Origin of the sequence: Acinetobacter terrae, assembly GCF_002135195.1 — a bacterium.
Taxonomy (GTDB): domain Bacteria; phylum Pseudomonadota; class Gammaproteobacteria; order Pseudomonadales; family Moraxellaceae; genus Acinetobacter; species Acinetobacter terrae.
This window is the reverse complement of the sequence record NZ_NEGF01000010.1, coordinates 46,268-59,296: the sequence shown is the minus strand read 5'-3', so window position 1 is coordinate 59,296 and position 13,029 is coordinate 46,268. Positions and strand designations below refer to the sequence as shown.

The window sequence follows — 13,029 nt, the reverse complement described above, 5'->3', positions numbered from 1 at the left end:
CATTAGATTTGGCTTTGAATATAATTTTCGATCCCCACTTTCTCAACTAAATCAAGTTGAGTCGTGGTCCAGTCCAAATAGTCTTCTTCTTTTTCCAAAATTTCCTGTACAAGATCACGGGTCACATAATCCATTTCCTGCTCAGCTAAGCTGACCGCTTTTTGTATCACTTCAATATTTTCGTTTACTTTGCGCACATCACAATTCAGTACTTCAACAGTATGCTGACCAATGTACAACTTGCCTAAATTTTGTAGGTTAGGCAGACCTTCGAGAAATAAAATACGTTCAATAATTTTATCTGCATCTTTCATTTGGCGAATGGATTCTTTGTATTCTGCAGAACCGAGTTTCTCAATTCCCCAGTGATTAAACATGCGCGAATGAAGAAAATATTGGTTAATGGCAGTCAACTGGTGATACAGCACCTGATTTAACTGATTAATCACATCACGATTGCCTTTCATTGTAAGTTCTCCATCAACAATTTCTGCCTTAACCATGTGTCAGGCAATCAAAAAATTATTATTACAATGATCTTAAACAAGAACCGAAATAATGGCGAGTAATTTATTGAACGGCAAATGAAAATCGGAATCAAAAACGATTAAAGGTTGAATTGTAATAATGTGATAAGAAAAACCCGCTTAGAGTCATAAGCGGGGGGGAGGATGATCTTTCGATCATTAAACTTTGATTATTATGGTTAGAGTATTTAAGCGGCTATCGATATACGGGCAGCAATTTCTGAAAGTTCATCGCTAATGATGGCGCGGGCTTCTGGTGCACAGCGACCACAGCATGTACCCAAATCAAGTAAGTCACGAATTTCGCGATAGCTTTCAGCGCCATTGGCTACGGCATCTTTAATATCTTGATCGGTAATACCACGACATAAACAAACGTACATTTTCAACTAGCCACAATAGTGAAATGGGATAAGTAATATTATTGATAATTGTTATCGTTTGTCAATGAAATTCATTTGAAATATCTTTTATCTTAATTGAGTTTTTGAATAAAAAAATACCGCCTGATCGGTGGTATTTTAGACAATTTTTTAACTATCTGATTTTATTTATTAATAATAACCACACCATCCATTTCCACTAAAGCATCTTTAGGGAGACTTGCGACGCCTAATGCTGCGCGTGCAGGGTAGGGTTGTGCAAAATATTCCCCCATAATCTGGTTCACCAGTTGGAAATGCGAAAGATCAGTCAGGAAAATGTTCAGTTTGGCGATATCCGCCAAAGAGCCACCCGCTGCTTCACAGACTGCTTTTAAATTATCAAATACACGACGAATCTGAGCCTCAATACCTTCAACCAATTCCATACTGTAAGGGTCTAAGCCAATTTGACCTGAAAGATACAGTGTATTTTCAACTAAAATCGCTTGAGAATATGTACCAATTGCTGCTGGTGCATTTTCCGTATGGATTACTTGACGGGACATTGATTTCTCCTTATATCATCTTCATACATCATAGCGTATATCAGTCAAAAAAGTTGCATATGATTGAATTAACTTGCTTTAGATGCTTCTGTAATATTAATCGGTTGGGCTAAACGAGTAATGCGCGGAAAACCAAAATGCATACGTAAATCACGAATGATTTGAGCAATTTGTTTGCGGTTATGCACCACAATATTCACGTAAGTTTTTCCTTCATGGTTATGCACCATTTCTACGCCAGTTTTTTCTTTACGGCATTGGTAGATGAGGTCGGAAATTTGTTCATCATTCATCACCATATCAATGCTTAAATAGGCGGTAAAGCTAATATCGTCAGTATCTTCAGAAGACCACTGCAAAGGCATAATATTTTCTGGATGTTGGTGTTGTTCGTGTAGAAGGTTGTGACAACGGGCACGATGGACAATTAATCCACGACGCGATAAATGTCCTTGAATTGGATCACCGAGAACAGGATTGCAGCAATGTGCATATTTGACATCCACACCTTCAGTGCCTTGAATCAGGCGGGTTGAAGATTGAGTCTCGATACTTTTACCTTGTGCAAACAGATGATTGGCAACCAATTGCGGAAGCAAATCACCCACAGCGACTTGTTCAAATAACTGCTCTTTAGATTCGATGTGTCGCCATTGCAAGATATCGATCCAGTCTGCCTCGGTTAAATCCTTTATCGAACGATTAAACAGTTTCAGTGCACGATTCAGCGCTTGTTGACCGACCAGTTGCTGCTCTTCAATATCTTGATCACGTAAAATATTTTGTAATGCGCGACGTGCTTTCTGGGTGTTAATAAAACTAAGCCAATCTGGGTTTGGTGTCGCGAGAACATCGGTAATAATTTCAACTACTTGTCCACTGATCAGTGGGGTTGAAAGTGGCTTGGTTTCACCATTCACTTTTGCACCTACAGCATGATTGCCTAAAAATAGACTGGCTGAATAAGCAAAATCGACTGCTGTTGCCCCTTGAGGGAGTTCATGCAAATTGCCATGTGGAGTATAAACCCAAATTTTTTCTTGATGTAAATAATCTAACAGGTCGCTAAATGTGGTTTTCGCACATGCACCATCAATCAGGACATTGAGGTTCTGCATAGAGGCTTGAATGGCGGAGCGACAAGCTTGTGGTGCATTTTCACCCAGTACCACACCAAAACGGGCAGCCTTGCGCATAAGTTCAGTTTGAATGGTCAGTGATAGCGTGGTTTTCTCGCCTTTTAAACGCATCATCAGTGATTGATTGCCGCCTGGAAGTGGGCGGCGAATATGATCTTCATAATGCAGAATTTGGAAATTTTCCCGCAGAATTTCTGCCAGACGGTCGCAGTCAGCAATGCTTTGTAAAACAATTTCAAAAGCATGGCTATGCGTGAGCTCTTGTAGATTGATATCATTTTTAACAAAGTGGCGCAGCAATTCGATATTGTTATTTTTCTTTTTAATACGACCTGAAATTTGATGCTGTTGCAGCAGTTCGGTGAGATTTTTTTCCCAAATACTTTGATATTCACAGCGTTTGGGTTTGGTTTGAAAGAGTGCTTCTTGCACATTATTAAACATATCGAGATCGAGATTCTGATAGCACAGATGTTCTAAGTTGTCGGCCATCTCATTCATGCCAACAATACGCGCCATTGGAACAAAAATATCAAAGGTTTCTTGGGCAATACGTCGACGTTTATCTGGGCGTAATGAACCCAACGTGGTCATATTGTGATAACGGTCTGCGAGTTTAATAATAATGACACGTGGGTCTTGTAGGGTCGCTTGCAGAATTTTACGGAAGGATGCGGCTTTATTATATTCTTTATCACTGGAATGACTGAGCTTGGTGACGCCATCGACCAGTTCTGCAACGGTACGTCCAAATTTTTCAGCGATATCTTCTTTATTGAAGTCAGTATCTTCAATTACATCATGTAAAAGGGCAGCCATGAGGGTTTCTGCATCCAGACGCATATGCGAAAGAATGCTACTCACCGCGATAGGATGCAGGATGTAAGGTTCACCACTTTTTCGGGTGATCCCATCATGTGCAATATCGGCATAATCGCAAGCCACAAGCACGCGCTCGACATCGCTTGCACTTAAGTAAGCGTCGATAATAATTTTGAGCTGTTGTCTGGCTTGGCTGACCTGTGGGCCTGGCATATAACACCTTTATTACTTCAGTTTTACAGTTTAAATTGCTAGACCTTTAATGAAAAACATATTGCATGACTTGTCAAATTTTTCATTTAAAAAAAAGCAAAAAGATACCTATTGAATAATGTATCTTTATACTTATGTTATAACGGTTATTGAGCAAATATAAAAGTTTTCCAATAAAAAAGCCTAGTTAAAAACTAGGCTTTTTTAAGATTTTTTTTCTTATTGGAAAGAAAAGCCATCTAAATTCAAGTTGTTTGCAGAAAGTGCAAGGTCAAGACTAGAAGTTTGATAATCTTGATCACGTTGTTTCAAAATATCTTTAGATACATGACCCGCTGCAATTTCACGTAAAGCAACCACAGTCGGTTTGTCGTTATCCCACTCTACAGTTGGTTCGATACCTTGACGTGCCAATTGACGCGCGCGCTTGCTTGCCACTAGTACAAGCTCAAAGCGGTTGTCTACATGGTCTAAACAATCTTCAACGGTTACGCGTGCCATAAGAATTCTCGTTTGAATATTAAATTTGAACAGACTGAGCAGTATAAAAGGCTTTGCCTGTAGACTCAAGTTTTAATCACAATTCAACAGGAGTAATTAATTTTTCAATCAATTCCTGATGACGATCCGCTTGTTGAGATATCACCAAACGATTGGCGATAATCACGCATTCTAAGTCATGTAATGCTTTATTAAAGTCATCATTAATAATGACATAGTCAAAATTGGTATATTGCTGCATATCTTCTACAGCACAACTTAAACGATGTTCAATCACTTCAACAGAGTCTGTACCACGATTTGAAAGACGTTGACGCAAATCAAACTGACTTGGCGGCAAAATGAAAATTTGTTTAGATTCTGGAAAAAGTTTACGAACTTGTTCTGCACCTTGCCAGTCGATTTCAAGTAAAACGTCATGACCTTTCGCCAATTGTTGTTTTACTGTGGCTTGAGCGGTACCGTAATAGTTACCAAAAACTTCGGCATACTCAATAAAACCACCTTGCCCAACTAAAGCAAGAAAATCTTCTTTTTTCGAAAAATGATAATGCACACCTTCGAGTTCACCAGGGCGTTGACCACGAGTTGTGTGAGAGACAGAAACGTGTAAATTATTTACGCGCTCAAGTAGGGCTTTAACGAGAGATGTTTTGCCTGTTCCAGATGCAGCAGAAACGACAAACAAGAGACCCGACATGATATTTTTCCTGATATGATAAAATATCTTCTCTATTTTAGAGCAGACAGCCGGCAAACTAAATAGCTGATCGCAGGTTGTTTGCATTTATTTCAAATTATTCAGTCTAAATTCAAGTGAACATTGAGGGTCTTATGGAAATTGTATTGGCCAATCCACGTGGTTTTTGTGCAGGTGTCGACCGAGCAATTGCGATCGTTAATCGGGCACTTGAATGCTTTAATCCTCCGATTTATGTACGTCATGAAGTAGTACACAATAAATTTGTGGTCGATGATTTACGTCAGCGTGGGGCAATTTTTATTGATGAACTGGACGAAGTGCCCGACGACAATATTGTTATTTTTAGTGCGCATGGTGTCTCTAAAGCGGTGCAAATCGAGGCGGAACGTCGTGGTTTAAAAGTCTTTGATGCAACTTGTCCATTGGTGACTAAGGTGCATATTGAAGTCACTAAATATGCCCGTGAAGGGACTGAAGCCATTTTAATTGGTCATGAAGGTCATCCTGAAGTTGAAGGCACCATGGGGCAATATGACAAGAAAAATGGCGGTGAAATTTACTTGGTTGAAGATGAACAAGATGTTGCAGCTTTAATAGTCCATAATCCTGAAAAAGTGGCTTTTGTTACGCAAACGACTTTATCCATTGATGATACAGCCAAAGTGATTGATGCACTGCGTACAAAATTTCCTGAAATTCAAGGTCCGCGTAAAGATGATATTTGTTATGCGACCCAAAACCGTCAAGATGCAGTGCGTGATTTAGCTCTGCAATGCGATGTGGTTTTAGTCGTTGGCTCTCCAAATTCATCTAACTCAAATCGTTTACGTGAATTGGCTGAGCGTATGGGGAAACAGGCTTATTTGGTTGATAATGCAGATCAGCTTGATCAAAATTGGTTTAATGAAAATACCAAAATTGGGGTAACGGCAGGCGCATCTGCACCCGAGATTTTAATCAAACAAGTGATTCAGCGTTTACAGGACTGGGGCGCGAAAGCACCAGAAGAACTTGCAGGACGTGAAGAAAATATTACCTTTAGTTTGCCCAAAGAGTTACGTATTCCTGTAACTCAAGCATAAAGCGTGAATGATTTAACATTCTGAAATTTTTAAAAATTTGACAGATAATTGTATTTTGACAGTTATCTGTTTTTTTATACCTTTTATCTCTATTTGTGTCAGTTTTGTAAGTTAATTAGATATTATTTTTAATGGGGTAAGGTTTTGTTGCCGGGGGAGTATGAAAAAAAATAAAGGATTCACCTTAATTGAGTTGATGGTCACGATAGCTATATTGGCAATTATTGCAACGATGGCTGCTCCTTCTTTTGGCAATTTATTAATCAAAGAGAATCTTAAAACAACCGCTTACAATATGAGAGATACATTAAAAGAAGCGAGAAGCCGTGCAATGTTGAATAGAAATGAAACAGTAGTTTGTACCTCAATAAATAAGTCAGCTATTGCAGTAACAAACGCAGAATGTGGTGCGGTATTAACAAATTATTTAACAAGCATGACTACTTCTCTAAAAAAAGATAGCGTTCTTATTGTAAATGTTGAGAAAAAAATAAATTTAAAAACCACCTCAGATGATAATTTTGTTTTCTCAGCACGAGGAAATTTAGATTCTAGTAAAACAATTACTTTTTGTTCATCAGTTGGATCTTATATTTTATCTGTAGGCATTCCTGGTTCTGTGGATATTACACAAGGGAGTGCATGTTAATGATTAATGCTTCAAGCCAAAAAGGTGTGGGTCTTATGGAAGTGTTGGTTGCCATGTTGATTCTGGTAATTGCAATTCTGGGCTATGCCGCTTTACAAGTTAAAGCAACTGCTGCGACTGAAGAATCAATGAAAAGATCGGATGCGCTCATTTTATTGAATGGGCTTGCAGAGAAAATAAGATTGAATCCTACAGGGAATTATAAAGTTGCAGCGCCCTCAGCTTTACCTAATTGTAACAGTGGGTGTAACGCGAATAATCAAGCTTTATATGATTTAAAACAATATGGCGATGTAGCATCGACTAAAAAAATTACCTTGGGTGTGATTGATTGTTTAAATACATCAGAAAGCCAAAAAAGATTGTGCTTAATTGCTGCATGGAATGACACTGAAGCAATTACGAATGCCAAAGCAAGCTCTGAAGCTGAAGAACCCGAAAATGCATGTATTAAAACGGATGGAAAATATGTAGGCGACTCAAATTGTTTAGTGTTGGAGGCCTATTAATGAAAAATATGAATCAATCAGGTTTTACACTTATTGAGTTAATGATTGCTTTAACTTTAGGTTTAATTTTAGTTGCCGTAGCAATTCAGTTGCTTATCAGTGGTCAGGTTAATTATCGAATTCAAGCTTCTGCATCATCATTACAAGATAGTGGTGTGTTTGGAGTTAACTATGTCACTAAAAATATTAGATTGGCAAATCATGGTAATGCCGGTGCAATGAATGATGAGTCACTTTATGGCGGAATTGTTTTGAGTAATCAAACCAGTGGCTCTGCAACTCCTTTAGCTGATGGTAATCTAAAAGGCCTAAAAGTCGGTACAGCAGTACTTACTGGTACCAATTTAATTTCAGCGAATCTAAATAATGATAGTGCATTGAGTACTTATCAAAAAAGTGATCAGTTGGTGATTATGTACCAAGCACCTATGAATACATTTACATGTGATGGAAAAAAGGTAAAGGGGCCTGAAAAAACCAATACTAGCTATGCTAAAGGTTGGTATATAATTGAAAGATATTATATTAATAAAGATACTACTAAAAATGAAGCAAATTTAAACTGTTCTTCAGCCATGTTTGTTGCTACGGGTGAAACTGTTCCTCAAACGTATGAGTCAACGACGATTTCAGCTGTAAATACTCTTACTTCAAACTATGCATCAAATGCGGGCGAAATGATTGCCAAAAATGTGGAATATATGCGGGTACAGTTAATTATTCGTAATAGTGATGGTTCAACTCGTACTTTAGGAATTAATCAATACAATGCTATACCAATTTCAGCAACGGTCACGCATCGCCCAGCCGTTATCGGGGTGAATTTGGGGTGGTTGGTACGATCTACTGAAAAAGTGGCTATGGCTGAGAAAACGAATTTTGCCGTTTTGGATCAAACAATAACAGCTCCAAGTGATGGTTATATGCGACATGTATATACCACAACAATTGCGCTACGTAACGGCGGATTAGGAGATATTATTCAATGATAAATCGTTCTAGTCATCAAACTGGTGCAACACTTATTACTGTATTGATATTGTTGGTCTTAATGACAATTGTTGGGCTATATGCAATACGCAACAGTATTTTTAATTTAAAACTTGCCACTAATGCTCAAGTACAAACATTGTTAATGCAAACTTCTGATGTAGCCCTAGATCATTTAGAAAAAAACTTTAATACCAATGAAGCAACCAATTTGGCAGGCACGCCTGTTGGGCAAGTTTTGTTAGATGGTAATCAAGGCAAGGAATTACAATTCTGTTTTAAACCTACAGAAATAGAAAGTAGTGCTGCAAAAAATAATATTTTCTTTAATTTGGGAGACTTTCGAATTATTGAACGTTCATCTATCTCAGATGCAACGGGCGTGAGTGCTGCTCTTTCAGGTGATATCAGTGCGGTATGTAATCCTGCAACCATGTTTTCTATCAGTCGCAAAGCTATTGTGACTCAAATTGCAGTTGTAAATCCTGATGATCCAGCTGTAGAAATGCGTAAATTTGAATTAACTAACAAAAATACAGATTTAAAGGCAGATGTAGATACTAAGCGAGTTCGTGTTGTTGCTACTTCTTTTGCACCTGCTATGGCCCCCTCTGTCACTCTTGCAGATATGAATACATGCTTGGGTGAACGGGTAATGGATGAATTATTATTAAAAAATAGAGCAGAGAGTACAAGTGGGCAAGTAAAAGTTGAAACTTTGCATGAATGTCTAAATAAACTTGGCGTGCCACTTAATACTCAGGTTGCGGAATACGTTGTTCGTTTAACAGAAACTAAAAGTTAAGCACTGGAAGATGGGGAAAAAAAGATGAGATTAAAACCTCTTGTAAGCATGATGGCATTACTTCCAGTGATGGTGTTGCCAACGAGTACAGCGATTTTTGCAAGTGATTTGGGGATATATAAAGGTAATACTGCAGGTAAAACAAATATTTTCTTGATGTTGGATACTTCAGGAAGTATGGGAATCAGTTCCTTGGTACTCCCCAAAAATAATCAATATGGTAGTCCTGGAGATGTGGATAATCCATTATGTGATCGTGTTGATGTTAAAGAATATAAAAATGACTATAAAGACTCAACAGCTATAAATTTTAAAGAATGGGCATATAACTTAAAAGATACGCGCACAACAAGCCCTACGTATAATAAAACATCCATTTATAAAAGTGTGACAATTGGTAATACGACTATTCCTTATTATGTGCGTGGTTGTACTGCTGGTGGAGTTACTCAATATGACCGCCTATCACGGCTTAAGGATGCGATTTTACCTTTGCTAGCAGGCACTCAACTGAGCGATAGTGTAGTGATGGGATTGGGGCAATTTTCAGCTAGAACAGGGCTTACAATTGGTAATGTGCCGACAAAACTGGTAGATGGTCATTCAGGTCGAATTATTGTGCCGAATGGAGCATTAACTTCACAACAACGTATAAAAATTGCGCAAGCACTAGCAGCAATCAAATCCGTTGATACTACAACTGATGAAGATGGCACAAGCAATGTTAATTTGAAAATTTCCAGTCAAACCTATCCAGATATTATTAAGGCGGCCAGTGGTACACCGACTGCTCATGCGTATGCAGAAGCTGCTGCTTATATGATGGGGACTGGAACAGGAGGTATAGCGACTTCAGCTACAAAGGTGGGTTATATTTATGATGGTTATATGCTTAAACAGAAAGGCTCAGAACAAGTTTATTTACTCTGTGCTACCTCAGGTGGTGGAACAACTTCAGCTTTAGGTGCAACGGTTAAGCAATGTCCTAGTGACTGGCCAGAATGGGATAATAACAATAAGACAGTAACAGGGACATCCGTATATAAACCCTATGATGGGTCATGTACTCGAGCTGCTTCTCCTAACAAAGATTGGTGTTCTGTTTCCTATTCTGATTTCAAAACTGCAGTAGGTGGAGGGATGTCTAGTTTATGGGATGCCTACAAAAAACTTCCCATTGGTTGGAGGTTTGACGGTTGGGTTAAAGTTCCTAGTGAGCCACTAGATATTGAACCTGTAGTTGGAACAGTATGGGGCTATCCTGATAGTATCAACGGACTTGTATCATATCGTACTAGTCCTTTTTCGCTAGATGGAACCAATGATAATACAGTTGGAGGCTTTGCATATTCCGCTTCCGATAGTAAAAAAACTGATAACACTAATACTTATATAAAAGCAGGTTCAAGCAGTGAATGTGATGGTAATGGAATTTACTTCCTAACTGATGGTGCACCAAACTCGACAAAAGATGTAATGGCACGCACTATAATGAATAAATCTTTGAGTGACAATGCTACTTATACATTTACAGCACAACCATCAGGTACAGGTGTTTTGGTTTCACCTACTTTAAAATCTGATTTGTTTGCTGGTGAAACGGGTGGGTGGGAATATATAGGTGAATATGCTAAAAAACTTCGTGATAAAACTAAAAATCCAGGTGGTGTATCAATTAAAACTGCGGTTGTTGGCTTTGGTGCATCCTTTGAGGGGTTAACGCGAAAAGCAGATGGTACTTATGATTGCGATACTGTTACTGCGACACAAGATGCTAAAAATGCCTGTAAATGGGGATCAAAAGGAGCAGGTTTTGGTGAAGGAGGGTTTTACCAAGCTACTAATTCAGATGATATTGCCAATAGTATTATTAAATTCGTTGAAGATATCAAAGTATCATTTACTCCCTCTAGTTTAGGATCCATTTCAGTTCCACGTGATCCTTTAGATCAAACAAAATATATGACCCAAGGCTTTTTTCCAATGGTCATGCCAATGGAGGATACAAGTTTACGTACTTGGGCGGGCAATTTAAAGAAATATAATATTGTGGGTGGAACATTAAAGGATAGTAGTGGCAATGCTATTTACAAACTTGAAAATAATCAACAAGTGATCAATTCAAGTGCAAAAGACATATGGTCTAATGCTACAACTGGTACTGACCATTCATTAATTAATAGTGGTGGCGCATGGAATAAAATTCCAGTACCTTCAACCGCTACAGAGGCATTAGATGCGATCAGTAATTTAAATAGTGTTCGTAAAGTTTATACTATGGATGGTTCAAATCTAAGAAAAGTGACAAAAGATAATCTTGCGACTAATTATTCTGGAATAGATGCATTTACCTCTACATTAAGTATAAATCAGCGTTTGGCATTCTTAAATTACTTAGGTTTTAAAACAACTTTTCCTGCTACTGCGACTCAAACAACATTAACTGCAAATGAAATAGCACCACTTGCTGTAAATCCAATCAGCCCATATCGATTCTTAGGCGGGGTTGTACATTCAACACCTTTGATGGTGACTAAAGAATCTACTGTTTCATCAAATAATGCAGTTGGCACTCGTGAAGAATATACGGTTTATGGGTCGATGGAAGGTGGCTTGCATATTGTAAATTCGGCAACAGGCAAAGAACAATCTGTCTTTGTGCCTCAAGAAATTTTGAGTAATCAATATGATACTTTAGCGAATGGAAATTCAAAAGGTGTAGGTGCTTTGACTGGGGTTACTTATGGAGTAGATGCACCATGGGTAGCGGATAATACTTTTAAAGTACAGACAACAACATCTAATGGAACCGCAACCACAAAGTACATCGCCAATAAAATCAATATTTATGGTGGTTTACGTATGGGGGGGAGTGCTCTTTATGGTTTAGATATTTTAAATCCAACATCTCCAAATCTTCTATTTCAGATTAAACCTACAACGACTAATGAATTTCGTCGTATGGCACAAATTTGGTCTAAACCTACAGTATCAGAAATACGCGTCAAGGGTGTTCGTAAAAAAGTACTCATTTTTGGCGGTGGTTATGATGCAGCTGTTTATGAAAGACCAGCTACTAGTTTTACAGAGCCATCTTCAACTTATGGGAATGCATTGTATGTAGTAGATGCTACAACTGGTGCTTTAATTTGGATGAGTAGCTCAGATACCTCAGGTATAATTGATTCTTATAAGAAAACAACTCAAGCGGATTTAAAATATAGCGTTGTGGGTCAACCTGTAGTGCGTGATTATGACGCAGATGGTCTTGCTGATATGATTTATTTTGCAGACTTGGGTGGTCAGATTTTCCGTGTTGATTTGAATAATAACAACCAAACGTCTAAGACGGCAGATACCAATATTGCAGTTCGTGTGCAGACGCTTGCTAAATTAAGAACTACGGATGCAACTCCATTTATTCCGCGTTTTTATGATCGTTTATCAACAGCAGTATTTGATGATGGGCAAAACCGTTTTGTACTAGTAACTGCTGGGTCTGGTAACCGTAGTTTTCCACTTGAAGAGGAAATAGGCGGGAAAAATAAAATTTACGGATTGATCGATCGAGATGCAGCTGCAAATGACTTAGAAAAATCTACTTTTACACCTGCTACAGTGATTACTCCAACTCTACTATCAAGTGATGGTATTTTGGGTAAAACTGTAACCAAGCAAATTTCTAATACAAACATTGCAAAAATGAAATTAACTACCGGAAGTGACATGCTGCGAGGGTGGAGCTTTGAGCTACGTTCAGTAGATTCAGGTAATTTTGCGCGTTCATTTGAGGAATCCCAGTTAATTACTGGTGATTTATATGTCAGCCTTTATGATCCTAAAGCAACCTTAACAGGTACAGTGAATACTTGTGGAGGAGGTGTGACAGGTATTTCTACAACCCATCGTATTTGTATGCCTTATGGTGACTGTGCTGCATATGTGAAAACTAGTTATCAGGGTATTAATGGTCCTGCTTTCGGTGTGGTATCTAGTTCTGATCCTCGTACGACCTCTTTAGTTGCCCCTATAGCAGAAACTAAAGAGTACTGTGTTGGTAAGTGCCCTGCTGAAAAAACAACATTAACTGAGCAGAATCTTCCTACTTATAGTCAAGTACGTAAAATTAAACCTGTACGCTGGTTTGAATGGTGAGGA

Annotated in this window: 12 protein-coding genes; 6 read left to right on the top strand and 6 right to left on the bottom strand. The window is 38.3% G+C overall.

Translation table 11 applies throughout. The features are described from left to right. Positions 1-2: 2 nt before the first annotated feature. From bfr to gmk, 6 genes are all read right to left on the bottom strand, one after another. Entirely contained in the window at positions 3-467 is a 465-nt protein-coding gene (gene bfr, locus B9T23_RS11510; protein ID WP_067726798.1) for a heteropolymeric bacterioferritin subunit Bfr, read from the bottom strand. Positions 468-715: 248 nt separating this feature from the next. After that, entirely contained in the window at positions 716-910 is a 195-nt protein-coding gene (locus tag B9T23_RS11505) for a bacterioferritin-associated ferredoxin (RefSeq protein ID WP_005259971.1), read from the bottom strand. Positions 911-1,074: 164 nt separating this feature from the next. Then, positions 1,075-1,458 carry a RidA family protein gene (locus tag B9T23_RS11500; RefSeq protein ID WP_067726797.1) on the bottom strand — a complete coding sequence of 128 codons (384 nt, stop codon included), beginning with the start codon at positions 1,456-1,458 and terminating at the stop codon, positions 1,075-1,077. A 68-nt stretch (positions 1,459-1,526) separates the two neighbouring features. Then, the gene (locus B9T23_RS11495) at positions 1,527-3,632 is read right to left on the bottom strand and encodes a RelA/SpoT family protein (protein ID WP_086194183.1); all 2,106 of its coding nucleotides are present in this window, start codon (positions 3,630-3,632) and stop codon (positions 1,527-1,529) included. A 219-nt stretch (positions 3,633-3,851) separates the two neighbouring features. Further along, positions 3,852-4,133: a DNA-directed RNA polymerase subunit omega gene (gene rpoZ, locus B9T23_RS11490; protein ID WP_004650579.1), complete on the bottom strand. Its 282-nt coding sequence runs from the start codon at positions 4,131-4,133 to the stop codon at positions 3,852-3,854. Between the two features lie 76 nt (positions 4,134-4,209). Next, entirely contained in the window at positions 4,210-4,833 is a 624-nt protein-coding gene (gmk, locus tag B9T23_RS11485; protein WP_067726793.1) for a guanylate kinase, read from the bottom strand. Positions 4,834-4,967: 134 nt separating this feature from the next. Between gmk and ispH the strand changes: the two genes are divergently transcribed. The 6 genes from ispH to B9T23_RS11455 all read left to right on the top strand — a co-directional run bounded on the left by ispH (position 4,968) and on the right by B9T23_RS11455 (position 13,026). Next, positions 4,968-5,918: a 4-hydroxy-3-methylbut-2-enyl diphosphate reductase gene (ispH, locus tag B9T23_RS11480; protein ID WP_086194182.1), complete on the top strand. Its 951-nt coding sequence runs from the start codon at positions 4,968-4,970 to the stop codon at positions 5,916-5,918. A 160-nt stretch (positions 5,919-6,078) separates the two neighbouring features. Next, entirely contained in the window at positions 6,079-6,567 is a 489-nt protein-coding gene (locus tag B9T23_RS11475) for a pilus assembly FimT family protein (protein WP_086194181.1), read from the top strand. Further along, the gene (locus B9T23_RS11470; protein WP_086194180.1) at positions 6,561-7,076 is read left to right on the top strand and encodes a type IV pilus modification PilV family protein; all 516 of its coding nucleotides are present in this window, start codon (positions 6,561-6,563) and stop codon (positions 7,074-7,076) included. Before B9T23_RS11475 ends, B9T23_RS11470 begins: the two co-directional genes overlap by 7 nt. Then, on the top strand, positions 7,076-8,065 hold the full coding sequence (locus B9T23_RS11465; RefSeq protein ID WP_086194179.1) for a PilW family protein: 990 nt from the start codon (positions 7,076-7,078) through the stop codon (positions 8,063-8,065). The genes B9T23_RS11470 and B9T23_RS11465 overlap by 1 nt, the downstream gene beginning before the upstream one ends. Further along, positions 8,062-8,871 carry a hypothetical protein gene (locus tag B9T23_RS11460; RefSeq protein WP_086194178.1) on the top strand — a complete coding sequence of 270 codons (810 nt, stop codon included), beginning with the start codon at positions 8,062-8,064 and terminating at the stop codon, positions 8,869-8,871. The genes B9T23_RS11465 and B9T23_RS11460 overlap by 4 nt, the downstream gene beginning before the upstream one ends. A gap of 24 nt (positions 8,872-8,895) precedes the next feature. Continuing rightward, on the top strand, positions 8,896-13,026 hold the full coding sequence (locus tag B9T23_RS11455) for a pilus assembly protein (protein ID WP_086194177.1): 4,131 nt from the start codon (positions 8,896-8,898) through the stop codon (positions 13,024-13,026). Positions 13,027-13,029 lie beyond the last annotated feature (3 nt).

Excerpts from the sequence above, each read along its gene's own strand:
- gmk (WP_067726793.1), bottom strand. The coding sequence starts at position 4,833 with ATGTCGGGTCTCTTGTTTGTCGTTTCTGCTGCATCTGGAACAGGCAAA.
- B9T23_RS11465 (WP_086194179.1), top strand. The coding sequence starts at position 7,076 with ATGAAAAATATGAATCAATCAGGTTTTACACTTATTGAGTTAATGATT.
- bfr (WP_067726798.1), bottom strand. The coding sequence starts at position 467 with ATGAAAGGCAATCGTGATGTGATTAATCAGTTAAATCAGGTGCTGTAT.
- rpoZ (WP_004650579.1), bottom strand. The coding sequence starts at position 4,133 with ATGGCACGCGTAACCGTTGAAGATTGTTTAGACCATGTAGACAACCGC.
- B9T23_RS11505 (WP_005259971.1), bottom strand. The coding sequence starts at position 910 with ATGTACGTTTGTTTATGTCGTGGTATTACCGATCAAGATATTAAAGAT.
- B9T23_RS11460 (WP_086194178.1), top strand. The coding sequence starts at position 8,062 with ATGATAAATCGTTCTAGTCATCAAACTGGTGCAACACTTATTACTGTA.
- B9T23_RS11500 (WP_067726797.1), bottom strand. The coding sequence starts at position 1,458 with ATGTCCCGTCAAGTAATCCATACGGAAAATGCACCAGCAGCAATTGGT.
- ispH (WP_086194182.1), top strand. The coding sequence starts at position 4,968 with ATGGAAATTGTATTGGCCAATCCACGTGGTTTTTGTGCAGGTGTCGAC.
- B9T23_RS11455 (WP_086194177.1), top strand. The coding sequence starts at position 8,896 with ATGAGATTAAAACCTCTTGTAAGCATGATGGCATTACTTCCAGTGATG.
- B9T23_RS11475 (WP_086194181.1), top strand. The coding sequence starts at position 6,079 with ATGAAAAAAAATAAAGGATTCACCTTAATTGAGTTGATGGTCACGATA.
- B9T23_RS11495 (WP_086194183.1), bottom strand. The coding sequence starts at position 3,632 with ATGCCAGGCCCACAGGTCAGCCAAGCCAGACAACAGCTCAAAATTATT.
- B9T23_RS11470 (WP_086194180.1), top strand. The coding sequence starts at position 6,561 with ATGTTAATGATTAATGCTTCAAGCCAAAAAGGTGTGGGTCTTATGGAA.